Source organism: Fictibacillus nanhaiensis (assembly GCF_023715445.1).
In the GTDB taxonomy this organism is placed as follows: Bacteria; Bacillota; Bacilli; order Bacillales; family Fictibacillaceae; genus Fictibacillus; species Fictibacillus nanhaiensis_D.
Genome location: NZ_JAMBOD010000001.1, coordinates 1440596 through 1463988, shown reverse-complemented (window position 1 = coordinate 1463988; position 23393 = coordinate 1440596). Strand labels below are relative to the sequence as shown.

The window sequence follows — 23393 nt, the reverse complement described above, 5'->3', positions numbered from 1 at the left end:
TGGAGGCACAGATCATGAGAGCACTAGAACAACTTGTTCGTTTTGGTTGGGAGCAGGCCTTATCATGTTTGTTTCCTGTCGTTATTTTTGCCTCTTTGGCTTTTACACAAATCATCCCGCTTCCCTTCCTGCCACGGTATGACTGGCTGCTCATCATCTGCCTTCTGATGCAGTGGTGGATGATGCGTTCTGGGCTTGAAACACGGGATGAACTAAAGGTTATTACAATGTTCCACCTTATTGGACTTGCTCTAGAACTTTTTAAGGTACATATGGGCTCCTGGTCTTATCCAGAGGAAGGGTATTTCAAAATTTTTGGAGTGCCTTTGTATAGCGGATTCATGTACGCAAGTGTAGCGAGTTATCTTTGCCAGGCGTGGAGGAGGTTAAAGGTTGAACTGGTTAAGTGGCCCCCGTTTTTGGTAGTTGTACCTCTCGCAGCAGCCATTTATTTAAATTTTTTCACCCACCATTATTGGATCGATGTTCGTTGGTGGTTATCTGGACTTGTAATTATCGTCTTTTGGCATTCATGGGTCACATTCGTGGTTGATGGGACTCGTTACCGTATGCCACTCGCACTTTCTTTTGTACTCATCGGATTTTTTATATGGATAGCCGAAAATATCGCGACGTTCTTTGGAGCTTGGGAATATCCAAACCAAACCGATGCATGGAGTCTCGTTCATCTAGGAAAGGTGAGTTCATGGCTCTTATTAGTGATTGTTAGCTTTCTTATTGTGGCGACGTTAAAGCAGGTTAAGAGGAAAAATTCCACTTGGATAGATGCTAGTCAATCGTCATAACTAAAGAGTATAGACAAAAGTTCAAGGAAATCTCTATACTGTGTATACGGATACGGCTGTTGCTGGAGATGTCAACGGAGATCATGTAATCGACATTTATGACGCAAAGCTTATTGTAAATAATGCTGGAATTTCAGGAGATAGATTGAAAGAAGATCTTAACAAAGATGGAGTTGTTGACATTATTGACTTTAATTTTGTCGAAAAGAACTTCATATCTATCAATCCATACTTCCCAATATCCAATAAACCAGTTGAAAAAACTAAGAATCTAACATTAGAAGAATTGAAAAAAACTTTAATTGATTACTCCTGTACTAGTGAGTTATTTCAACATAGAAATAGTTTGCGAAACAATTTTCGATACGTTTATATGATTAGGTTGAATATTTAGATAATTATAACTTTTTTTAATATAAAAAATAAAATTGTAATATACTGAAAAACTCTCTATAATACTATTTAATAAAGACAGTTGTCTTTATACGGTGGAATGCAAGGGAATGTATTTGTAATCGACTTAATTCTATCGCAAGGTTATGAGAAATAAGTATTAGCTTTACAAATCTAACAAGCGAGTGGGGACATCTATGAAAAGCATACTGAAAAAGTGGAGTCAGTTGAGCCTAGTTAAACAAATCATTATAGGTCTGATTGTTGGTACTATATTAGCTTTAACGATCCCACAAGCAGCAAAACCTGTTGTCATTTTTGGCTCTTTATTTGTAGGTGCTTTGAAAGCAATTGCACCTGTGTTGGTATTATTCTTGGTTATGTCGGCTATCGCTCAACACAAGAGTGGTCACCAAACGAACATGAAATCCGTTATATTACTTTACCTTTTAGGAACTTTTTTAGCTGGATTAATCGCTGTTATTGCAAGTTTTATCTTTCCTGTAGGTCTAACACTTGTAAAAGGAGCGGAAGGTGTAACGCCTCCTGGTGGTGTTGTCGAGGTTCTAAAAACATTACTGCTTAACGTTGTTGATAACCCGGTTAATGCTATTGTAAATGCCAACTATATCGGTATTTTATCTTGGGCGATACTCCTTGGGTTGGCTTTACGAAATGCCGCTGATACGACAAAAACGATGATCTCTAATTTTTCAGATGCGGTTGCCAAACTGGTTACTTGGGTAATTAAGTTTGCACCATTAGGAATCATGGGTCTCGTATTTGAGTCTATTACTGCAAATGGAATTGATGCCTTACTAGGCTATGGGAAATTACTTGCCCTCCTGATTGGTTGTATGATCTTCGTTGCTTTGGTTGTCAACCCAATCATCGTGTTTGCAGCTATAAGGCAAAACCCTTACCCGCTTGTATTTAAGTGCTTAAAGGAAAGCGGTATGACAGCTTTCTTTACACGCAGCTCAGCTGCAAATATTCCAGTAAATATGAGATTATGTGAAAAGCTAGGTTTGGATAAGGACAGTTATTCAGTATCCATTCCATTAGGTGCAACCATCAATATGGCTGGTGCCGCTGTTACGATTTCTGTTTTGACTCTTGCAGCGGTTCATACACTTGGCATCCAAGTGGACCTCCCTACCGCAATTCTACTTAGCCTCCTTTCAGCTATATGCGCTTGTGGTGCTTCAGGAGTTGCTGGTGGATCCTTATTACTGATTCCTCTGGCATGCAGCTTATTTGGAATTCCAGCTGATGTTGCTATGCAGGTAGTTGGAGTAGGCTTTATCATAGGGGTTTTACAAGATTCTTTTGAAACGGCATTAAACTCATCTACAGACGTACTTTTCACAGCAACAGCTGAATATAAAGAGTGGCGTAAAGAAGGAAAAACAATAAATATCCAAAAAGCAGCATAAAGAAGAAATCCTCTTAATTTGCGATTGAACTGCACCCCAATGATTAGACTCGACTAATCATTGGAGGTGCGTTTTTTATGGAAAACAAGTCTTTACACAAAATGAGCTAATGTTGGGGAGTATTTTTAAACAGCTCATAGTAGATAAGAAAAGATCAAAGGAGATGAATTGGTTTTTCATAACAGAATGAATTAATAAATATGGGATTAAAAACGGGTGCATTTCTGTAATAAGAAATGCGCTCTTTTTTTTATGAAAAGAACCAGATTGTAGAATAGGGAGACTTCGTAAGAAAGCATAATATTCTTCTGAAGTTTATGTTTTTATTCAAATAAATAAAAAACATAAAAATATTAACGAATCTTAAGTGGAAGTTAAGATTATTAATATTGAAATTAAATATTTTTATAAATTTTATTCAATTTTTTAATTTTATTGTATATAATCTAATTAAATAGAAAGAAAGGAATCTAATATGGCCCATCCATTACTTACGAATTGTCCTGTTTGTACACAAACACTCAAGATTACGAAACTGCATTGTTCACATTGCCAAACGACAATCGAGAACGAATTTGAATTATCTAAATTTGCTGCACTTACAAAAGAGCAGCTTCATTTTGTCGAAGTCTTTCTCGTATGTAGAGGAAATATTAAAGAAGTTGAAAAAGAACTTGGGATCTCCTACCCGACTGTTCGAGGCAAGCTGAATGACATTGCATCTTCACTAGGGTATGAACAAAAAAAGAAGAATGAAGTAGACGAGAAAAAAATTGTTATGATGCTTGAACGTGGAGAGATTACGCCGGATGAAGCAATCAAAATGTTAAAAGACGAATAGGAGGAATGTGAAATGAAAAGTGAGATCGAAAAAGTTTTAACAATGGTTAAAGAAGGTAAGGTTGACGCTGAAAAGGGGTCTGAATTAATTCAAGTTTTAAAAGAAAAAGAAGAAGGTACATCTGTCAGACCATCAAATTTTACGTCGAATAGACCTCCTAGTTACATCGACAAAACATTAAAGATTCAGGTTGTATCTGCTGAAAGAGACAACGTAAATGTGAACCTTCCGATTAAACTAGTAAAGGTCGTTTTAGCTGCAGGACACAGTATAGCTTCAAAGATTCCACAATCTGAACAATATGTAAAAGATATTAATATTGATCTAATCTTTGATGCGATCGAAAATGAATTGGACGGTCAGATTGTTGATGTGAAATCAGCAAACGGTGATACCGTTTCAGTAATGATTGAGTAGAGGATACAGATCATGCTACATGTAAATGTAAAAACAAAAGGGGCAAAATTCATGATACCTGTTCCTTATGTCCTTTTAAACATAGGTGTTTCAATCTTAACCTCTAGACTGCTAATCCGACATGCAAACAAATGGTCGAAACCTCATTTAGACAATAAAAACATATCCTTTACTATTCCATCCATTGATAAAACAGAACTCAAACATATTATAAAAGAACTAAAAAAGCATAAAGGTCTAGAGTTAGTTAATGTGAAAGCCCAAGACGGCACAGAAGTAATTGTTAGATTATAAAAAACTTTGGGATTTCGGTGTTTCAGTTGGTCGATAACCCAATTCCAATTGAGAGTGTTAGAGCTTGAAATTAAAAATAATATTTTTCTTCTACATCTATCAGGTGCATTCGTATTATAAGGTTAACCAGATTTTACTGGTTGACCTTTTTTATATAGGACCTATTATATCGGTAGCCAGGGTAGGACGTTCGGGTGCGTGGGACAGGATTCCGTGAAGAAAACAGTCCGCCCCCTACTTGTAGAAACATGTTTGAGGCTGGTTGGGACATTGATCTCGTATAACAAGCGAAGCTATGATACTTCAAGGTGGAAAAGGGTTACTGGTGAGTAATTAACTAAGGGAGAGATGAAGAATGAATCCAGTCGTTGGTCTGGATGTTTCAAAAGGGGAAAGTCAAGTTCAAGCATTTTTGGATAAGGGGAGTCCTTACGGGAAAAGTTTTACTATTTCTCATATAAATGAGGAATTAGTTGAATTAATGCATTTTTTAAAAGAGGTAGAGTGTGTGTCAGGAGTTAGGCCATCTGTCATATTAGAGTCCACAGGACATTATCATACTCCAGTGATACAGTTTTTAGAGGAACAAAATTTTATGTATATCTTGATTAATCCATTACTATCACATCAAGCTAAGAAATCTAGTTTAAGAAAGGTAAAAACAGACGAAATCGATGCATATCGGTTATGTGAACTGTATTACAAGGAAGAACTTGAGCCATATAAAAAGAGAGGGATTAACCTTTTAAACCTTCGTCATCTAACAAGACAACATGAAACACTTACAGGTCTCTATGTTCAAGCGAAACTACAGTTTCATGCGATATTAGATCAGGTGTTTCCTGAATATAGAGGAGTATTTGGAGACTTGTATTCGAAAGTGTCTCTAAATACATTGTTAGAGTTTAGTACTTCAGAATCTGTATTACAAACTGGGGAAGATAGCTTAACTGATAAGATTGCAAGTTTGTGTCTGAGTCGTTCAGAGCGTTGGGCAAAAGAGAGGGCTATAAAACTTATTGAAGCAGCACATCGAAATCCGTTTAAAAATACAATGTATCAGAGTCAACTGACTAGTCTTGAAATGTATATTCACATGCTTCTCCAATATCAAGAGCATCTAGCAAAATTAGATCATCAAATAGATGCCCTTGCAGGAGAAATAGAAGAATATAAGATTATCCAATCGATCCCTGGTATCGGAGCAAGAATCGCGGCCACGATTCTTTCAGAAATTGGAGAGATTGAAAGGTTTAATCATCCTAAGAAATTAGTTGCCTTCTCTGGAATTGATCCGAGTGTTCATTCGTCTGGTAAATTTACTGCGACGATTAATCGAATTACCAAAAGAGGCTCTAGTAGGTTACGACACACATTATATATGGCAGTTCTCTGTGGTATAAGAAGTTCCCGTAATAAGAAACTCAAAGTATTTTATGATCGAAAACGAGAGGAAGGAAAACCATTCAAAGTAGCAGTAATCGCTTGTGTTAACAAGCTCTTACATTGGATTTATACCATACTAAAGAGAAAAGAACTTTTCCAAGATATATACTAATTGATAGATTCATGTAAATTATGAAGAACCTTCCAAAAATAGATTGGAGGGTTATTTGGCATGTCTTAGAATTATAACATGGATGTTTTAAAAATTTTTATAGAAAGTATTGACATCCTATTAGCTGGTTTTCTTCAGGAAGGAGAAGTGCACTTTTTTATGGAAGTAAAATGCAGGATAGGTTAGGGGGGATTTTTTGAACAAGAAATGGCTTGTTAAAATAGGTTTAATTGGTATTGTGTTATTTGGAGTCATAGCTATTTTTATTAACAAACCTAATGAGGATCACTTTGTTCAATGGTTAACTGAAAACTATGATGTGAACTGTAAAGATGTTGATTGTTATGAATTAGTATTAAACACTGATAGTTATGAAACATCAGAAGGTATTACATTTGTGTATGCAGATGGATATTATGACACTTCAACGGGTTTTTTAAATTTGAGTACGCAGACAAAGAGACTATACAGAAATATAGAAGACCCGAATCAGTTTTTTTCAATTGAAGTGAGAGGATTTTTTGGTGATTTCAAAGAGATTGGGTTTCAACAAAATAAAGTTTCTGTTTCAAAAAACTAAAAGAACTAATCAAACTCATACTCCAGAAAAGCGTGCATTTCTTCAAGAAGGAGAAATGCTTTTATTATTGAATGAAAGGGCAGTTTACTTTAAAAAGGAGAAATAACTATTATGGCAAAAACGTCGGGCTGTTTTACTATTGTTATCAATAAAGAAGGTCATATATTGTTAGCCAAGAGAAAAGATTATCCACTCTGGGATTTACCTGGCGGAACATTGGAAAAAGAAGAACCTTTAGAATATTGTGCTATAAGAGAAACGGAAGAGGAAACAGGATATATTATTTCAATCAAGCGAAAAATAGGAGAATATTATCAACCTCAATACGATGATATGCAACATTTATTTTTAGGGGAAATAATAGGCGGTTCGCCAATAAAGGATGGTCCTGAAACAGAAAAGATAGAGTGGTTTAGCCCTAATAAATTACCTTTGCTTATGATCCCAAATAGAAGAAAACAAATTAAAAATTATTTGAAACATAAAGATATTATAGTTAGAGATTCAATAACAGTTTCTCATTTTAGAATCTTTTTATATAAAGGGTTCTTAAGGGTATTAAGTAAAATGCTATGAAGTTTCGCTCTTCGTTTTCTTAAGAGACAAATAAAATTAGGGTATAAAAAAACGTCCAGAGAAAAGTCTGAACTTCACCCTTATTGTTAGAAGATGTCTAACATTGGCGTGAAGTTCAAATCTGGGCGTTTTTTAAGTCATTTACCACTTTTAGTTCTCTTTCCACTGCTAAAAGACACGAGAATTACAATTTTTTCTTCCTTCAACAGAGATACCTTTACTAATCGATAACTCCTTTAAAAGATGTCATTCAATAGAGTTATCTTTGCATATCTGGGTACTGCCAGATTCCTGATGTTCTGAGAAGATCACGGTAGATGACCATTCTTTCGTCTTTCGTGACTTTCTGTGCTTCCTCGATTGAGGAGTAATCCAGATAGACCATATTTGTAAAGTCTCTTTCGGTACGAGTTCCGTTCATTTTATCCAGGAGGTCGCTCGCTTCGTTAAATACGGTCAGCGCTCGTCTCATGTGGCTTGCACTTGTTACGAGGGTAACATCTTTTAATCCTTCTTTTTCAAGCTTATCCATCGAGAAAAGACCGTTCTCTACCGTGTCTGTTGATTTATTCTCAAGGATGATTCTTTCTTTTTCGATACCCTGTGAGATCAACCATTCACTCATCGCATCTGCTTCTGTTACTCCTTGTTTTGGGACTCCGCCTGATACGATAATTTTGGAGTTGGGGTATTCTTTTGCGATTTTAAGACCCGCTTTTAAACGCTCGATCAGTGTTTGCTGCATCTTTCCATCATCCGCTAGAGCATAACCCAAAATAACGATCGCATGATCTTTTTGGGGCAGACTTTCTGGAACTTCAGTGTTTAGTTCAGTGTCCATGATCTCTTCTGTTGATTCAAACCTCTGCATATATTCTTTGGTTCTTGCGGGATCGATTTGCATCAGCTTAGCTAACGATGTCTTGTAGGTTTTTTCGTCTCCGTTAACCTTTGAATAGGTCCCATAGAGCAGGTTTGCATTATAATGGTCCGGTTCTAAGTTCAGTACCTGTTTGTAGGTCTCTAGAGCCTCTGGGATTTTTTTCTGAATGATCTGAGTAGATGCTAGAGAAATCTTTAGATCATTATCGAGTGGATCGATCGTTGTCGCTTCTTTGAACGCGTTTTCGACAACATCGAATTTTCCTTTAAGCGTTATTCCTTTGAATATTTCTTCTTCAGCTTTTTTAACATCGCCTCCATGCCAGTAAAAATGCATGGCAATGTCTTTTAATTGATCGATACGGTTTGATGTAGGTTCATCATTCTTTATAATGCTGACATCTTCAGAAGGTGCAGCTGAAGACCCTGTCGTCACATATGCTGCAGATAATGAAGTGGCTGTCAGTACAGCAGCAAGTCCTAGTCCCATCTTCTTCTTCAATCTATTCATAAGTTATTTCCCCTCGCTTTATGATTTTTGAGCTGTGGTATAAGCACATGTACCAAATTAACAGTGATTTGTTAACCTCTCATTGTTTCTATGTAAAGTTATTATAAAGATATACATATATCATTTTCGGCAGGGACACTAGACTGTTCGGAAAAGGGGAGAGCTTTTCCGTCAGCTGTATGTTATCGTTTCGATACTAAAAATTCTGTATTAAACTTCCATGTTTGTACAAGCATTCTCCTTTTAAATTCATAGAATATAGATAGGAAGGGGGTGGAAAGATTGGCTCGATTTTTAGATTTAAGAACTAGTCAGAATGCTAGTTATTCAAACTCGATCTCTGTTCCTATACTGGCTGCTAATACTCCTCAATTAGTTGGTAGAATCGGATTAGCAACACAGAACGCCGGAACGAATATCCGTGTTTCTATGTCTGGTACGGTATCTCTGCAACTTCCTCTATTGCCTGCTGCCACATCAATTACCATTACAGTAGTAAGAGGTACCTTATCTACTGATCCATTAGTTTATTCTGCAACAGAAAATATGGACTTGAATATTTTAGGACCTCAAGTATTTGCTTTCAATGCATTAGATTTTAATCCACCAGCTGCAACTCAACTCACATACACAATGTTTGTTTCATCCAGTTTAGTAGGCGTAATTCGTGTTGGACCTGAGAGCTTTTCTGGTATTGCTGTAAGTGATTAAGAAGATTTTGAACACAACTATTTTATTATAGTTGTGTTTTTTAATTAGCAAGTAAAGGAAGTAGGAGTTAGATAATCATTCACTAATGAAGAATGACTGCAAAATAGAAAAACAAAATCATGCGAATCCTTTACTTGGAATAAAGCATGATTTTTTTGATTGAATCTTAAATACTTCCTGTCATGCATTTTTTATAAAGAAAAAAGGATAATAAGATAACAGAGACTTACCTAAAGGAGTGGTGTAAAAAAAATATGGGAGCAAATTGGGATGATGTTTATCCCGCTATTTATATCAATGTGAAGATCCAGGCAAAAGTTCTAGATATAGAAATCATAAAAAAATAAAAAAGTTTGAAGGAAATGATTAAAGGTAATAGAAATAAGTAAGTATCTAATAATTTTTATTAATAGGAGGAAACACACATGTCCAACGTAAAACTAGCTGTTATTTATTACAGTATGGGAGGAACCAACTATCAGCTTTCAAAATGGGCTGAAGAAGGCGGTAAAGAAGCTGGAGCTGAAGTTAAAGTACTGAAAGTCCCTGAACTTGCGCCACAATCTGCTATTGAAGGGAATCCTGCCTGGAAAAGTCATGTTGAAGCTACAAAGGATGTACCTGAAGTTAGTTTAGAAGACCTGGAGTGGGCGGATGCTATCATTTTTAGTGTACCAACGCGCTTTGGAAACATGCCTTCTCAAATGAAACAATTCCTAGATACGACGGGTGGTCTTTGGTTTAACGGTAAACTGGTTAACAAAGTAGTCAGCGCAATGACATCTGCTCAAAATTCTCACGGTGGCCAAGAAGCCACGATCTTGTCCCTTTATACGACGATGTATCATTGGGGAGCGATCGTTGCGACTCCAGGCTATACGGATCCGGTTACGTTTGCTGCAGGCGGGAACCCTTATGGCACAAGTGTTACCGTTGATCAAAACGGTCAAATGGTAGAAGATGTACAAGCTGCTGTGAAGCATCAGGCTAAACGTACAGTGACTGTTGCAGAGTGGGTAAAAAAGGGCAATCAATAAAAACATAACGTTTTTTATTGTAAGCGAGCAGTACGAATTATAATGCTTATTTATATAAAACGACTAAAACTAAAAAAAAGAGGCTGGCCCAAAAGGACAAGAAATATGCCCTTTTGCGGTCAGCTTTAATAATTTTGTTAATCTGTACGCTTCTAATGTGTTTTTTACAGATAGAATTTCCTTTTTGAGCGAAAATGAGAGGCCTGCGCATGAAACTCCATGCCGTTTGAGCGAAACGAGGCCTGGTTTGCGTGAAACGAGCAATCGTTTGAGCGAAAACTCGCCTTTATTGAGCGAACGTGTAATAAATAAAAGAACACGTACCGTAAAGACCAGAGGCATACTAAAATACTTTTTAGCCGGTCTCAATTATGTTGTTATTTTGAAAACACTCAAAAGAATTCGAATCAACCCTTTATTGAAATCCCTCTTAATAGATAATCCCAAGTTGTATTATCTGTTATGGGATTAGTGTTATAAGGCACTTGAACAACGCAAACGTTTTTCAATCCCCATTCCATACTGGTTATACCATTTATACCATGCGTTGAAATGATAATCAGTATCTTAAATTCACCCTTTACTACTTCTGACAGAATGATTTCTAATTGAGTAACTTCACTTCTTAACTGAACTGCATCAACATTTAAAGCTGACCATCTCATAAGCAAAATAGATTGACTATTGTTTAACAAGTAATAAAATCTTTCTATTCTTTTATTTAGTTTTTGTTTATAGAGAGGATACATGGTTTGCCATTCCTGATTTGGGATGATTGGGAAATCATGAACGGATATAACGTTAAATTGATTATCTTTTATAAAGTGAGAATGAGATCCAACATTATTTCCTGCTTCATCTAAAACAAATCCGGGTCTATCTTTTTCAATTTTACTCATATTCCCAATCTCCATATAACCTTGAAATTTTGTTTTTATAAGTCTATTAAGATCAGCTAGGGAAGGAGAGACGACCCAATCAAAGGGTAAAGAGGCTCTTCTTAAATTATGCCTTCTAAGATGTAAGGCTGGACCACATTCACTGCCGAGGCTGATAATCGTGTTATATGGTTTTTGAATATCTATTAATTTCATATTAACCCCCCCATATTTCAAAAAAACATTGTTAATATATTAAATTCTAAGTTTTATCAAATGGATTGGACGAATGACAAATTTAATAGATTATATTTTACCTGCTGATTTAGCTGCCATCATAGGCAGCTTTACTAATTTAATTAAGGGGAAATTAATGAAAGAGCAGTTATTAAAGAGTGAACCATTGTTCTATTCATTCGTATGGCAGTATGAATCTAATATTAGGCCAAAATTCACCTGAAACTTCCGAAGCACTAAACGTCCTTTAAGAATTGGTTGAGACGGGGAGGTTAAAAGTGGTCATCGACAGGTACTATGCGTTTGAAGAGATTGTTGAACTCATAGATATGTCGAAAAAGGACATAAGAAGGGAAATGTCGTCATAAAAGTTAACATAATTGAATAAATCCTTAAATAGAAATACTTAATGCACGCGTAAAAAAGAGAATTCCTGTAATGAAGAAAAAATGGGATTGAGAATGGGGGTTAAGAAAAAAGAACGTAAATGCAAATCTACCTCCTCACTTCAGGTGAGGAGGTTTTTTTTACACTACCGTTATATCTGTGGAAATTAGAGATTCTGTGAGATGGTCAGCGTACGGCCATGTTCAGCATGGTTAACAGATCCTCCTGAAAAAGAGCTAACTGCGATGACAGCTGTCAGAGCCAGGGAAGTGATAATGATTCCTGTAAAGATTCTTTTCATTTTAGCGCCTCCTTTTTTTGCAGGTTTTGTTTGGCAAGAATTGCTTTGTGGAAGTAATGATTCGCTTTTTGATGGTTTGCTTTCTGATGGAAATATTGTGCTAACTCTCCTGAGTAGTCTTCAACAAATCCAAAGAGCTCATGTTTCTCAAAAAAATGAATCCCATCTGTCACGATGACCTCTAACTCATTGTCTTCCACACCACTATTTAAAGCTTTCATAATACGAAAGTGATGTTTATATTCTTCATTCGTGCATCCGATTCCTTTTTTAACGAAAAATTCTGCTTGTTCGAGATTGTTTAGTTTATAATGCTCACGTGCAAGAAGGTAAATGGTCTTATAATACGGTTCCTCTTGTTCGTATACTTCTAACAGATAACGGATCGCGAGGTCTGAGATGTTCTGTTCTGCGTATAGGTAGCCCAGGTTGTACTTGATAAGGAGAGAGAGTTTCTGATGATCTACTTTTTTCGCCATATCGAATGCCGTTAAAAAATGTTCTTCGCCTTTTGCGTACTGTCTTAGTGACGTGCAGCAAAGTCCCAATAGGTTCTCACAGTCCGCTGTGATGACTTCATAACCGGGATATTCGTTCAATCCTTTTAGTGCATCGTTGGCATAGTTAAGTGCCGTTAAGGGCTGACGAATATGGTAATACAGGATGGATGCCTTATAGAAGAAATCGGCTCTCACCGTCCCTTCAGAAACATAGTTTAATAGACGATACGCTTGTATGAAGCTTGCTTCAGCTTGTTCATATTCTCCCAGATTGGTAGAGAGGATACCACTAAAAAAATGGAAGTAGAAGCCCCTCAATTCGTCCCCGATCCTATAGACATTTTTAATCTGCTGAAGCTCTACATGAGCTGCTGACATATCTCCCTTTAATATAAGATAGCGGCTTTTATACAACTGGTAATAGGACTCTGTGTCAGAATCCTTTTTTTGTATAATCGTTCTCTTTATTTCATTATGTAATCGATCCGCTTCTTCTATGTTGTTAGTGCGTATACTCTGATGCCAAAGCTCTAAAGATTGGACGATCGGATCTTCCCTAACTGTCTGAACATTCATTTAACTTCTCCTCCCAAATAATTTCTAATTTAAATCTAGCATATATTGGTAGGAATTAACTTGGGAAAATAAGGGTTAAACAATGTGTCTAATCATACATGTTTCACCAAGATTTTCCCAACAACGAAGATACAATCCCTTTATCTTGTAAAAAATATGCTTCTTTTTATTCAGTAATTGGGCGAGACTTTGGAGTAAGAAGTTAAGGTGGATTTCTCCATTAAGGAGAAGTGTCCTCAGTTAAAAGTATTGTAACCTCTTCAATTTTGTCTCAGGACTAAGTGGGAGTTTTTTTTTGCCTAAATGTGATTTTTAATATTTGATAAATTTAATTGACGCATATAGAGAGCAATGTTATTATACAAATCGTAATAATTACGATTTAATAAATTGTTCAAAGGAGGTACTTAGTGAAGGAAAGATTTCAATTGTTGCTGTCTTTGAAAGTGATCGAGTATGAAATCAATGAACTTTCAAAATTTGCCAAAGAATGCGATGAGTGTTTTGACTTGCTGAAAACAAAGCTTGATAGTCTTCATTACTTTATGACGGATGAAAACAACATTAGCCTTTGGCGAGAGTGGGGAGAAGATGAGGACATTGTATCCTTTTCTGAAAGAGTACGAGAAACTTCAGTTCGTGCACTTTGTCAGATGGAGAAGTACCAGAGCGTACGGTCTTGCAATCATCTAATGAACGCTAGTGAGTATATCACCACACTATCTCGTTCCGTCAAACGGGAATTAGAAGAACTGGAAATTAACAGCGATTCCAAAGTATTGTTTATTGGTTCGGGTGCATTTCCTGTCTCGGCTCTCACCATCGCTAGTGAAAAAAATGCCGAAGTGTATTGCGTTGACATTGATCAAGAAGCAGTTGTGATGGGGGAGAGAGTTGCTGAGATCACGGGGCTTGGAACTCTTGTTTCCTTTTCAGGAAAAGAGTTAAGAGATCTTCCTTTTGCGAGAAAAGCCACGCATGTTGTGATAGCTTCTCTTGTCAAAAATAAACTGGATGTGCTTAGGGATCTAAAAGACTTATTGCCAGAGCGAACAAAAGTGATAATTCGGTACGGCAACGGATTAAAATCGATATTTAACTATCCGTTAGAAAAAGATTTTTCAAAGGATTGGGAGTTAAAAAGGATGGATGGGATAGATAGTATTTACGACACCATGATACTACAAAAACAAAAAGTAAATACATAGACTACTAAGATTAATTCAAGAAAGGGGGGAAGCTGTGCAGAATCAAGATAACAGAAAAAATTTTGGAAACACCTTGATCGCAGGGGTTGGACCAGCCGCCATTCAAACTGCTGTTCAGCTTTCAAGAGGATTCAGCAAAAAGATAGGTTTTTATAACCGAACCGGTACCCATGCAGATCTTTTAAGAGAGGAATTAAAACGAAACCAATATAAAGTTTCAATTACTGTTCAGGGTGTCGATAAAGCTTACGATGCTAAGATCGACTGCTTTATTGACAGCAGCGCCCATCTACAAGATGAATGGGATACGCTTATTCTTTCAACGCCTTGTCATAGTTATTCTGATGTAATGGAGTCACTTAATGTTGAAAACTTAGAGCGTATAAAGACAATTATCCTCATTTCACCGAATATTGGTTCTAATGATTTGGTCAAAAGTTGCATAAATAGAAGTAACGTTGAAGTCATAAGTATGTCCACTTATTACGCTGCTACAAAATATTTAAGCTCAGTTACAGTAACAAGAGCGCATACAAAAACCTTTAAAAGACGCATCTATGTAGCTTCCTCAAAAAAAGAAAGCCATATGCTAACCGTTTTACAACGGTTTCTAAACGGTTTAGGAATAAAAGCAGAGAAGGTGGATGATCCTGTCGATGCAGAATGCAGAAATATTACGACATATGTTCATCCTGCGCTCTTTATGAATGCCTTTACTTTAGATGAGATATTCAAGCTTCATACTTCTGGAAAAAAATTTATGTATAAACTATATCCGGAAGGACCGATCACCAAAGAAACGATTAGGGCAATGGTGGCTCTTTGGAAAGAAACGTCAGGCTTAGTAGAGCGTCTGGGAGCAAAGCCCATTAACTTATTGCAGTTCTTGAACGATGATAATTATCCGGTTCCAGAAGTATGCCTTTCACGAGAAGATATTGAAAACTATCAGAATTACGAGGAAACCAAACAGGAGTATTTATTATATATTCGTTATTCAACTATTCTTATCGATCCCTTCTCACAACCAGATGAAAATGGAAGATACTTTGAGTTTTCAGCCGTTCCGTTTAAACATGCAAACAGAGATGAAGAGGGTCGATGGAAAGTTCCAAGGATTCCTTTTGAAGATTATCAAAAGCTAAGAGTTATCTATGGAATAAGCCAAAAGTTAGGAATTGAAATGCCGAAAACGAAGTTGATTATTAATAATTTTGAATTGCAGTGTAAAAAGATAGAGAGCAAGCTAGTGATGAAAGAGTCATTACTCCATCCATGGGAAGATTCTTCAATTTGTGATGTGAATGCCATAATAAAAGCAAGAGGAAATCGATCATGACAAATGGCGTCTGGCTAGCAGTCCTGTCTTCGTTTGTCTTTAGTATTATGAACGCACTTGTAAAAGCGGTGAGTTTAAACATTCCTTATTCAGAAACTGTATTTTTTAGAAGTTTAATAGGTACCATTATCATTTTCATTATCATGAAGCATAAGAAGGTGGATTTTTCAAAAACAGGGATACCTATGCTTGCAGTAAGAGGGATCTTCGGGGCTCTTTATCTGTTGGCCTACTTCTATACGATTTCAAAAATGCCGTTAGCAGATGCGAGTATTCTTGCTCATCTTTCACCATTTTTTGCGGTATTTCTAGCAGGTGTCTGTTTGAAAGAAAAAGTGCCTAGAACCCTTATTTACGTGCTGCCTGCTGTGTTGCTAGGTGCTCTCATGCTTATTAAACCACAGGAGTTTTCTTCTTATTCCATGTACGCTTTTGTAGGGGTCATCTCTGCATTTTTTGCGGCTTGTGCTGCAACATCCATTCGTTTTTTAAGCAAGAGGCACCATGCGTATGAGATCGTGTTCTATTTTTTAGCCACTGCAACGGTAGTGAGTATACCTTTGATGTGGAACGATTTTGTTATTCCGTCACCTTTAGAGATATTTTATCTGATCTGTATTGGAGTCGTTTCTCTTATCGGACAGTTGTTCTTAACAAGCGCCTTTACACATGAAAATGTGGTGGTTGTCGAGATAACGCGCTACATTGGCATTGTGTTTAACGCTTTTTGGGGCTTCTTGTTCTGGATAGAGATCCCTGACGGAAAAACAGTCATTGGCGGTATCCTGATCATCGCCTCATGTATCTTCTTATCTCGGAGAAAGGAATTGGAAGCAAGAGTTAAGGAGCTTAAATTAAAAAAGGCTTAATTTTTTTTCGTTTTTATAAATCGTAATGAATACGATTAATATGATGTAAAGGAAGGTTCAATAATGGATCGTTGTAAGAAATATATAACCGGATTATTGTGTTTTATCCTTATACTGTTGGCTGGCTGTTCGACAACGAAGAGCATAGAAAATAAGGAAGAAGAAAAGAAGGTAACTATGACTTTTAGTTTTAAAGCGGCTAACTTAGATCCCCATACAGGATTTATTCCTATTCGAGCCGGCATTACTGAAACTTTGCTGAAGCTGGATGAAAACTCAAACATTGAAGGATGGCTTGCTGAGAAGTGGGAGACGAAGGATAACACCGAGTGGACATTTAATATTAGAGATGACGTCAGTTTTCAAGATGGGAAAAAGCTTGATGCTGAGTCAGTTAAACAATCCCTTGAGAGAAGTATTGAAGTGAATGAATCTTTGGGCGGCTCATTAAAAATTAAATCTATGGAGGCAGACGATCAGACTCTCACTATTCGAACAACGGAACCTTATCCTGCACTACCCTCTGAACTCGTGAACCCATATACATCAATCGTTAACATCGGAGCAGAAAAGAAAGCGGGGAAAGAAGCATTCAGAAACAACCCGATCGGCACAGGCCCTTTTAAAGTAAAAGCTTTTAAACCGAATCAAGAGGTACAGGTTGTAAAGAACAAAGAGTATTGGGCAGGAAAACCAAAGTTAGATTCGGCTAATATCAAATTTAATGAAGATGCAAACGTTCGAGCTCTTGCCTTGCAATCAAAAGAGGCAGATGTTGTATACAACCTTCCCGCAGAAAGCTTAAAGTCCATCGAGAAAGATAAAGAACTAAAAATAGAATCAGTGCCTGGCCTTCGAGCCCACTTCATCCTATACAACAGTCAAAGTCTGAAAGTGTCAGATGTGAAAGTCAGAGAGGCGCTAGACCTTCTCCTAGACCGAAAAAGTGTAGCAAGCGATATCATGCTTGGACATGGGGTTCCAGCTAACGGTCCTTTCAATAGTAATCTGCCATTTGGAATAAATGATGAAGTTAAAAAAGTAGATGTCGAGAAAGCAAAAAGTCTTTTAAATGAAGCTGGATATAAAGAAAACGCTGACGGTAAGATGGAGAAAGACGGGAAACCGTTAAAACTTGAGCTCATCACGTACAAAGCACGTCCAGAACTACCCTTGATCGCTCAATTACTCCAATCAGATGCAAAAAAGTCTGGAATTGATATTCAGATCAAAACCGTTGAAAACGCAGATACTCATTTAGCTGAAAATAGAGACTGGGATCTCGCAACTTACAGCAACAACACCTCACCTCGAGGGGATGGAAGCTACTTCTTTAACACGGCTTTTACGGAAACGGGAGCATTAAATGTAGGAAAGATCAATATACCAGAACTTAATGAAATGATCGATGAGTTGAACGCGACAAGTAATATAAATGAACGTACAGAATTAACTCAGAAGGCGGCCAGAATTATTAATAAAGAGGTTGCCCACAGTTATGCCGTCTATCCGAACATTATCGTAGGTATGAATAACCGAGTTAAGAACTGGAACCCTACAGCCGAGGAGTACTATATCCTAACTCATACGTTGGATGTAAAATAAGTGCTCTTTATCATTAGAAAACGGTTGTTTCAATTATTTATCGTATTACTGGTTCTATCGATATTTACATTCACTTTAATGAAGTTAGCTCCAGGCGATCCTGTCTTAACCATTTTAAACGCAGATGAAATGTTGGTAACGGAAGAAGATCAAGCTAAGCTCCGGAGTGACCTTGGATTTGATCAACCACTCTATGTTCAGTATGGAAAATGGATGCTGAATCTCGCTCAGTTGGATCTTGGAAAGTCTTATATGACTGGAAAACCAGTATGGGATGAGTTGATGGAGCGCTTACAGATTACAATCGAACTTACGACATTCGCACTGTTTATTATGATATCCATAGCCATCCCGCTTGGAGTTCTAGCTGCCATCAATGCGGGGAGATGGCCCGACCAAGTTAGCAGAATCCTTGCTTTGATCGGGGCTTCCATCCCAAATTTTTGGCTGGGGTTAATCCTGATCTATCTGTTTACTTTTAAACTGCAGATCTTGCCATCTTCAGGAATAGGTTCCTATTCTCACATCATCTTGCCTGCATTTACCTTAGGATTCACGTTTGCCGTCGTTTACGCTAGACTCCTGCGAGCAGGACTTCTGCAGAGCATGTCGGAAGATTTCATCCTCGCCGGAAGAGCCAGAGGATTGAAAGAATGGAGAATACTCTGGATTCATGCGTTTAGAGCAGCCATCCTCCCAGTAATTACGGTTTTTGGTTTAAGCATAGGAAGCTTCTTAGGAGGAGCTGTTGTCGTTGAGATCCTGTTTTCTTGGCCAGGCTTGGGAAGTTTAGCAGTCGAAGCAATCTTTAACCGTGATTATCCGGTTATTCAAGGTTACGTCTTGTTAACCGGTATATTTGTTGTCATCGTGAATCTATTAGTTGATCTATCTTATTATGTCATTGATCCTCGGATTAACAGAAAAGAGGAGGCATTATGAAAATAAATGTTCAGATGCCTAAAGCCATCAAACTAGGAATCAAAATTAAAAATGAGAACCACATGATTATATGTGGTCTCTCATTTCTTACCGTTATTATCTTCATAACACTGTTAGGACCGTTTATCGTACCGAACGATCCGCTATCAGCCAACATGTCAGAAAGACTTGCCTCACCAAGTGTTACCTATCCACTTGGAACCGATCACATGGGAAGATGCATTTTTTCAAGGCTCGTTATTGGGGCACAAGCTACTTTAGGCATTACGGGTCTCGTTGTCGCATCAGTCGTGATGATCGGTATCCCTATAGGTCTTGTGACAGGGTATATCGGAGGACGCATCGATTCTGTCATCATGCGTTTAGTAGATGGACTATTAGCACTACCGGAATTCATATTGGCGATCACGATAGCTGGTTTTTTGGGTCCGAGCTTGATCAATCTAATGATATCTATCGTTTTCGTAAAATGGATCGGGTACACAAGAGTTGTGAGAGGCATCGTTATTTTGGAGCGGAACAAAGATTATGTATCCGCAGCAAAGGTCTCAGGGAGTTCCAACTGGAAGATTATTAGAAGACATTTGCTACCTCAAATCATTTCACCTGTTTTAGTGCTTGCGGCACTAGATATAGGAAAAGTCATTCTGATTATCTCTTCTTTATCTTATCTTGGTCTCGGTGCACAGCCTCCTGCACCCGAATGGGGAGCGATGTTGAATGATGGCCGTCCATATTTTCAGACAGTTCCTGAATTAATGATCTATCCAGGATTGGCAATCTTTTTTGTCGTCTTATCGTTCAATTTAATTGGTGAAGGGCTAAGAGACAAGCTTGATGTGAAACGGCATTAGGAAGAAGGAGGGGAGTTATGGAGGCTACAATTGAGAAACAAATAAAAAATGCAGGTGATCTTGTTCACACAGCAGAGGAGTCATTGCTTGAAATAGAGGACCTTACTATCACGATAGATTCTGTAAAAAAAGACCTAGTAAAACAGATTGATTTATCGATCAAGGCTGGCGAAATGCTGGGCCTTGTTGGAGAAAGCGGCAGTGGTAAAAGTTTAACTGCAACAGCTTTATTGGGTTTATTGCCTTCATCCTTACAGATTACAGGAGGTACGATCAGGCTAGGGAACCACCAGATCACATCGCTATCTGAAAAAGAAATGAGGCAGGTTCGGGGAAAAGAGATTGCCTACGTCTCACAAAACTATCAAAGTTTCTTTACACCTTTTATAAAGATTGGCAAACAGTTTGTCGAGGTTATACAGAGTCATAGCCCAACAAAAAAATCAGAGGCAAAGAAGATAGTACGTTACTGGTTAAACAAAGTGAACTTACCAGCTGACAGGGTTTTTAACAGCTATCCGTTTCAATTGAGCGGAGGTCAGCTACAAAGGGCAGCCATTGCATGTGCCATCTTGTTAAGGCCTAGACTGATAATTGCAGATGAACCAACGACTGCTTTGGATGTCTTGACCGGAGAAAAAATTTTGGATCTACTCAGGGGACTTCAAAAAGAGTTGAACTGTGCGATTCTCCTCATTACGCACGACTTAAAACATGTTATGAACAGATCAGATGAAATCGCTATTATGTACGGTGGACAAATACTTGAGAGGGGTAGAACATGTGATGTTTATCAGAATCCCGCTCACCCCTACACCAGACTGCTTTTTCAATCAAGACTTCAATTAAGCAAAGAAGTAACGAAGGAGCTTCGTACAATCTATGGGGAACCTGGATTGATTGCAGAAAAAGGTTGTCCTTTTGCACGAAGGTGTCCCTATGTATTTGAAGCGTGTAATGAGATCCCTCAAATTAAGACGGTAAGCGACGCTCATTGGGTAGCCTGTCACGCTGCGAATTAAAGGAAGGATTGATCAGCATGTTGGAAATTAACTCGATTACTAAAACATACGACACAAATCCTGTTTTAAAAGACATTACACTTTCCCTGAATCAAGGAGAAAGTCTTGGAATTATCGGGGAGAGCGGCAGCGGAAAAAGTACATTGGCCAGATTGATTTTGGGTCTTGATTCTATCGATGAAGGTGAAATTATCTTTCAGGGGATTAGAGTTCAACATAAAAGAAATTCGTTAAAGAAGGTGAGGAGACATGTTCAAATTGTCTTTCAAGACCCTGCCAGTTCTTTAAATCCCAAACTTCCTGTCTGGAAATCCGTTGTAGAACCTTTAGAAAACTATCCTGATACCATTCCACTGTTTTTAAAAGAAGTTAGGAACAATAAGGAATTAATGGCCGGTATGTTATTCAATAAAGTCGGATTATCACAAGAGTTGTTGGAGAGGTATCCACATCAACTGAGCGGCGGTCAGAAACAGCGGGTTGCAATTGCAAGAGGAATCAGTCTTCAACCCGCTTTACTCATATGCGACGAACCAACATCCAGTTTAGATGTATCTGTTCAAGCACAAGTACTGAACTTGTTAAAAGAACTTAAACGAGATTTAAATATGTCCTATATTTTTATATCCCATGATTTAGCAGCGGTGCAATTTATGTGTGATCAAATTGCTGTCTTGAAGAATGGAACATTGCTTGATATGTTTAGAACGGAAGAGTTATTCTCAGAAATACGTCATGATTACACAAAAAAACTTGTAGGATTAGCTTTGAAAGATATTCTATGAGAAAAAGAAAAAGAGTTTTAGATACCAACACACAGATGTATATCGGTTGCGTTTATGGAGAAAGAAAAAATCTTGTCCAAAATACTTTTCATTCCTGAAGTTTATGGGAAATTACATGAATAGTTTAAAAATAGTTTAAATTCAAGGCTTTCTGTTACAAGCAGAAAGTCTTTTTTGTTTTTTTAATTATACAGTCATAATCACTTTCTCTAGACCAGCACAGCGTTAAACGATATGCTACTATACATAAGTGAATTAGGAAGAAGGTTTATATATGTTAGAACTGCTAAGCATCGTTTTGCCGGTTTTCGCGATCTTTGCGATTGGATTTATAGGACAAAAGGTGATTGGTTTTGAAACACAAACGCTTTCCACAATGGCTCTATATCTCATGTCACCTTTTCTGGTGTTTCGCACGTTTTACGAGACTACTTTTACAAAAACGTATGGATATATGCTCGTTTACACCCTTATTCTTTGTTTTGTACTCATCGGTCTGGTTTATGTAATCAGTTATTTTAAGAAATACAACATGCGTGAAACATGCGGTGTAATCCTGGCGTCAGCATTTATGAATAACGGAAATTATGGAACACCTGTCGCTCTTTTTGCTTTTGGTGCTGCAGGACTCGATTATGCTGTTGTATTAATGGTCATTCAACAGCTAGTGATGTGCACGGTCGGCATTTATTATGCAGCAAAAGGAAGTCCTGAAAACGATGGGGTCTCATCTGCTTTAAGAGCGGTTCGCCGTATGCCGATTGTATACGGTGCGATAGCAGGTGTGGTGTTTCAACAATTAAACATACCAATTAAAGGATCCGTTTCTGAAGCCCTAGATTTAGTAGCGGACTCTGCCATTCCAACCATCATGATTATCCTTGGCATGCAGCTCGCAAAAATTTCTTTACGAAATATACAAGTAGAGAAATTAACGTATTCGTTAGTTTTAAAACTAGCAATCTCGCCTTTAATCGCTTTCGGTATTACGCTGTTTTTGCCGGTTGATGAGATGCTGGCTGCAATCATGATTTTAATGGCAGCCATGCCATCTGCGGCTAACACGACCATGTACGCACTTCAATTCGGTACAGAGCCAGATTTTGTTTCAAGTGCAACGTTAGTAAGTACATTATTTTCTTTAGTTACTTTGCCATTCCTGCTAGCCATTTTGTTATAAATAATGAAGTTTATTAGGAGATTGAAAAGAGCCGACCAATAGGTCAGCTCTTTTTAATATTCTGGGGTTAGCCAAATCATTTCTTGTTCTTTTTGTTCTTCTTGCTCTTTGCTCTTTTCTTAGAAGAGAAAAAACCATCTAAAATGCTAATTAGACTCAAAATAGACACCCCCTATTTTGAAACTGTAGAGGAGAATATACGAATACATCCTCCACATTATATCTTACTCAGGCTTGTCTGAAACGATTGGACTAATCGGCAAATTAACTTTTAAAAACTAAACTTTATGTAAATGAGTCTCTTTAAAGTTACCAGGATATTTGAGTCCATAACCAATTGTTCGATCAATTGCGATATGGGCAGACATTATCATTCCTAATATTAGGAGTAGATCTATTGTCCAAATAAATCCTAAAAATAATAATAAGATTGCTAGAATGTAGGTATGAAACAGGTTATAGCAAATGGAACCTATTTTATTATTAATAAGATAGCCTAACATGGATAAATCAGGAGCAAACAATAGTAAAAAGAACAATAACCAGCTAAATTCAAAATGCCAATAAAAATAAACACTCATTAACAATATGGACAACTCTTCCAAGTGCAGCAGTAATTTAGGCATGAACATTCCCCTTTATACTTGATCTTGAACCCGCTTGCACAT

General features: G+C 37.4%; 25 protein-coding genes and 1 pseudogene. 21 read left to right on the top strand and 5 right to left on the bottom strand.

The features are described from left to right. Positions 1-14: 14 nt before the first annotated feature. The 9 genes from M3196_RS07565 (at position 15) to M3196_RS07525 (ending at position 6901) form a co-directional block, all read left to right on the top strand. Positions 15-806 carry a DUF817 domain-containing protein gene (locus tag M3196_RS07565; RefSeq protein WP_251321609.1) on the top strand — a complete coding sequence of 264 codons (792 nt, stop codon included), beginning with the start codon at positions 15-17 and terminating at the stop codon, positions 804-806. A gap of 40 nt (positions 807-846) precedes the next feature. Then, the gene (locus M3196_RS07560; RefSeq protein ID WP_251321608.1) at positions 847-1200 is read left to right on the top strand and encodes a dockerin type I domain-containing protein; all 354 of its coding nucleotides are present in this window, start codon (positions 847-849) and stop codon (positions 1198-1200) included. 196 nt (positions 1201-1396) lie between these two features. After that, the gene (gene sstT / locus M3196_RS07555) at positions 1397-2635 is read left to right on the top strand and encodes a serine/threonine transporter SstT (RefSeq protein ID WP_251321607.1); all 1239 of its coding nucleotides are present in this window, start codon (positions 1397-1399) and stop codon (positions 2633-2635) included. 475 nt (positions 2636-3110) lie between these two features. Then, positions 3111-3476: a DUF2089 domain-containing protein gene (locus tag M3196_RS07550; protein ID WP_251321606.1), complete on the top strand. Its 366-nt coding sequence runs from the start codon at positions 3111-3113 to the stop codon at positions 3474-3476. Positions 3477-3488: 12 nt separating this feature from the next. Next, complete coding sequence (locus tag M3196_RS07545; protein WP_251321605.1) at positions 3489-3893, top strand: SHOCT-like domain-containing protein; 405 nt, start codon at positions 3489-3491, stop codon at positions 3891-3893. 12 nt (positions 3894-3905) lie between these two features. Beyond that, entirely contained in the window at positions 3906-4187 is a 282-nt protein-coding gene (locus M3196_RS07540; RefSeq protein WP_251321604.1) for a hypothetical protein, read from the top strand. 355 nt (positions 4188-4542) lie between these two features. Then, on the top strand, positions 4543-5745 hold the full coding sequence (locus tag M3196_RS07535; RefSeq protein WP_251321603.1) for an IS110 family transposase: 1203 nt from the start codon (positions 4543-4545) through the stop codon (positions 5743-5745). A gap of 196 nt (positions 5746-5941) precedes the next feature. Next, positions 5942-6325, top strand: coding sequence for a hypothetical protein (locus M3196_RS07530; RefSeq protein WP_251321602.1), 384 nt, complete (start codon positions 5942-5944; stop codon positions 6323-6325). A gap of 111 nt (positions 6326-6436) precedes the next feature. Further along, complete coding sequence (locus tag M3196_RS07525) at positions 6437-6901, top strand: NUDIX hydrolase (protein ID WP_251321601.1); 465 nt, start codon at positions 6437-6439, stop codon at positions 6899-6901. 259 nt (positions 6902-7160) lie between these two features. On the opposite strand, the gene M3196_RS07520 is transcribed toward M3196_RS07525, so the two are convergent. Beyond that, positions 7161-8294 carry an ElyC/SanA/YdcF family protein gene (locus tag M3196_RS07520; protein ID WP_251321600.1) on the bottom strand — a complete coding sequence of 378 codons (1134 nt, stop codon included), beginning with the start codon at positions 8292-8294 and terminating at the stop codon, positions 7161-7163. A gap of 282 nt (positions 8295-8576) precedes the next feature. Here M3196_RS07520 and M3196_RS07515 point away from each other — a divergent pair, with 282 nt between their 5' ends. Both M3196_RS07515 and wrbA read left to right on the top strand, forming a co-directional pair. Beyond that, positions 8577-9005, top strand: coding sequence for a hypothetical protein (locus M3196_RS07515; RefSeq protein WP_251321599.1), 429 nt, complete (start codon positions 8577-8579; stop codon positions 9003-9005). Between the two features lie 425 nt (positions 9006-9430). After that, a complete protein-coding gene (gene wrbA / locus M3196_RS07510; protein WP_251321598.1) occupies positions 9431-10042 on the top strand; it encodes an NAD(P)H:quinone oxidoreductase in 612 nt (203 codons plus the stop codon). A 407-nt stretch (positions 10043-10449) separates the two neighbouring features. Here wrbA and M3196_RS07505 read toward each other — a convergent pair whose 3' ends face one another. Beyond that, on the bottom strand, positions 10450-11136 hold the full coding sequence (locus M3196_RS07505; protein WP_251321597.1) for a DUF1796 family putative cysteine peptidase: 687 nt from the start codon (positions 11134-11136) through the stop codon (positions 10450-10452). 212 nt (positions 11137-11348) lie between these two features. Between M3196_RS07505 and M3196_RS07500 the strand changes: the two are divergent. Then, positions 11349-11545, top strand: a pseudogene (locus M3196_RS07500) (zinc-binding dehydrogenase); the annotation flags it as partial. 165 nt (positions 11546-11710) lie between these two features. Here the strand turns inward: M3196_RS07500 and M3196_RS21965 are convergent. Together M3196_RS21965 and M3196_RS07495 are read right to left on the bottom strand one after the other, a co-directional pair. Continuing rightward, positions 11711-11845, bottom strand: coding sequence for a hypothetical protein (locus M3196_RS21965; RefSeq protein ID WP_276531258.1), 135 nt, complete (start codon positions 11843-11845; stop codon positions 11711-11713). Next, positions 11842-12921 carry a tetratricopeptide repeat protein gene (locus M3196_RS07495; RefSeq protein ID WP_251321596.1) on the bottom strand — a complete coding sequence of 360 codons (1080 nt, stop codon included), beginning with the start codon at positions 12919-12921 and terminating at the stop codon, positions 11842-11844. The genes M3196_RS21965 and M3196_RS07495 overlap by 4 nt, the downstream gene beginning before the upstream one ends. A gap of 410 nt (positions 12922-13331) precedes the next feature. Here M3196_RS07495 and M3196_RS07490 point away from each other — a divergent pair, with 410 nt between their 5' ends. From M3196_RS07490 to M3196_RS07450, 9 genes are all read left to right on the top strand, one after another. Further along, on the top strand, positions 13332-14129 hold the full coding sequence (locus M3196_RS07490; RefSeq protein WP_251321595.1) for a nicotianamine synthase family protein: 798 nt from the start codon (positions 13332-13334) through the stop codon (positions 14127-14129). 34 nt (positions 14130-14163) lie between these two features. After that, positions 14164-15468: an opine metallophore biosynthesis dehydrogenase gene (locus M3196_RS07485; RefSeq protein ID WP_251321594.1), complete on the top strand. Its 1305-nt coding sequence runs from the start codon at positions 14164-14166 to the stop codon at positions 15466-15468. Next, entirely contained in the window at positions 15465-16337 is an 873-nt protein-coding gene (locus M3196_RS07480; protein WP_251321593.1) for a DMT family transporter, read from the top strand. The genes M3196_RS07485 and M3196_RS07480 overlap by 4 nt, the downstream gene beginning before the upstream one ends. Positions 16338-16400: 63 nt before the next feature. Next, positions 16401-17942 carry a nickel ABC transporter substrate-binding protein gene (gene nikA / locus M3196_RS07475; RefSeq protein ID WP_251321592.1) on the top strand — a complete coding sequence of 514 codons (1542 nt, stop codon included), beginning with the start codon at positions 16401-16403 and terminating at the stop codon, positions 17940-17942. Further along, positions 17943-18884 carry a nickel ABC transporter permease gene (gene nikB, locus M3196_RS07470; protein ID WP_251321591.1) on the top strand — a complete coding sequence of 314 codons (942 nt, stop codon included), beginning with the start codon at positions 17943-17945 and terminating at the stop codon, positions 18882-18884. It begins immediately after the preceding gene. A gap of 62 nt (positions 18885-18946) precedes the next feature. Beyond that, positions 18947-19738, top strand: a complete 792-nt coding sequence (gene nikC / locus M3196_RS07465; protein ID WP_425310988.1) for a nickel transporter permease — start codon at positions 18947-18949, stop codon at positions 19736-19738. Positions 19739-19755: 17 nt separating this feature from the next. Further along, the gene (locus M3196_RS07460; RefSeq protein WP_251321589.1) at positions 19756-20760 is read left to right on the top strand and encodes an ABC transporter ATP-binding protein; all 1005 of its coding nucleotides are present in this window, start codon (positions 19756-19758) and stop codon (positions 20758-20760) included. Positions 20761-20777: 17 nt separating this feature from the next. After that, positions 20778-21545 carry an ABC transporter ATP-binding protein gene (locus M3196_RS07455; protein ID WP_251321588.1) on the top strand — a complete coding sequence of 256 codons (768 nt, stop codon included), beginning with the start codon at positions 20778-20780 and terminating at the stop codon, positions 21543-21545. A gap of 274 nt (positions 21546-21819) precedes the next feature. Then, entirely contained in the window at positions 21820-22725 is a 906-nt protein-coding gene (locus M3196_RS07450) for an AEC family transporter (RefSeq protein WP_251321587.1), read from the top strand. A gap of 278 nt (positions 22726-23003) precedes the next feature. Here M3196_RS07450 and M3196_RS07445 read toward each other — a convergent pair whose 3' ends face one another. After that, positions 23004-23351 (bottom strand): DUF4260 domain-containing protein, encoded by a 348-nt coding sequence (locus tag M3196_RS07445; RefSeq protein WP_251321586.1) that lies wholly within the window; start codon positions 23349-23351, stop codon positions 23004-23006. Positions 23352-23393 lie beyond the last annotated feature (42 nt).

Bases quoted from the DNA above. Each gene is read 5' to 3' on its own strand.
- M3196_RS07540 (WP_251321604.1), top strand. From the start codon at position 3,906: ATGCTACATGTAAATGTAAAAACAAAAGGGGCAAAATTCATGATACCT.
- M3196_RS07550 (WP_251321606.1), top strand. From the start codon at position 3,111: ATGGCCCATCCATTACTTACGAATTGTCCTGTTTGTACACAAACACTC.
- M3196_RS07455 (WP_251321588.1), top strand. From the start codon at position 20,778: ATGTTGGAAATTAACTCGATTACTAAAACATACGACACAAATCCTGTT.
- M3196_RS07495 (WP_251321596.1), bottom strand. From the start codon at position 12,921: ATGAATGTTCAGACAGTTAGGGAAGATCCGATCGTCCAATCTTTAGAG.
- M3196_RS07505 (WP_251321597.1), bottom strand. From the start codon at position 11,136: ATGAAATTAATAGATATTCAAAAACCATATAACACGATTATCAGCCTC.
- M3196_RS07460 (WP_251321589.1), top strand. From the start codon at position 19,756: ATGGAGGCTACAATTGAGAAACAAATAAAAAATGCAGGTGATCTTGTT.
- M3196_RS07525 (WP_251321601.1), top strand. From the start codon at position 6,437: ATGGCAAAAACGTCGGGCTGTTTTACTATTGTTATCAATAAAGAAGGT.
- M3196_RS07445 (WP_251321586.1), bottom strand. From the start codon at position 23,351: ATGCCTAAATTACTGCTGCACTTGGAAGAGTTGTCCATATTGTTAATG.
- nikA (WP_251321592.1), top strand. From the start codon at position 16,401: ATGGATCGTTGTAAGAAATATATAACCGGATTATTGTGTTTTATCCTT.
- M3196_RS07450 (WP_251321587.1), top strand. From the start codon at position 21,820: ATGTTAGAACTGCTAAGCATCGTTTTGCCGGTTTTCGCGATCTTTGCG.
- M3196_RS07535 (WP_251321603.1), top strand. From the start codon at position 4,543: ATGAATCCAGTCGTTGGTCTGGATGTTTCAAAAGGGGAAAGTCAAGTT.
- M3196_RS07480 (WP_251321593.1), top strand. From the start codon at position 15,465: ATGACAAATGGCGTCTGGCTAGCAGTCCTGTCTTCGTTTGTCTTTAGT.
- M3196_RS21965 (WP_276531258.1), bottom strand. From the start codon at position 11,845: ATGAAAAGAATCTTTACAGGAATCATTATCACTTCCCTGGCTCTGACA.
- M3196_RS07565 (WP_251321609.1), top strand. From the start codon at position 15: ATGAGAGCACTAGAACAACTTGTTCGTTTTGGTTGGGAGCAGGCCTTA.
- nikC (WP_425310988.1), top strand. From the start codon at position 18,947: ATGATTATATGTGGTCTCTCATTTCTTACCGTTATTATCTTCATAACA.
- M3196_RS07545 (WP_251321605.1), top strand. From the start codon at position 3,489: ATGAAAAGTGAGATCGAAAAAGTTTTAACAATGGTTAAAGAAGGTAAG.
- M3196_RS07520 (WP_251321600.1), bottom strand. From the start codon at position 8,294: ATGAATAGATTGAAGAAGAAGATGGGACTAGGACTTGCTGCTGTACTG.
- sstT (WP_251321607.1), top strand. From the start codon at position 1,397: ATGAAAAGCATACTGAAAAAGTGGAGTCAGTTGAGCCTAGTTAAACAA.
- wrbA (WP_251321598.1), top strand. From the start codon at position 9,431: ATGTCCAACGTAAAACTAGCTGTTATTTATTACAGTATGGGAGGAACC.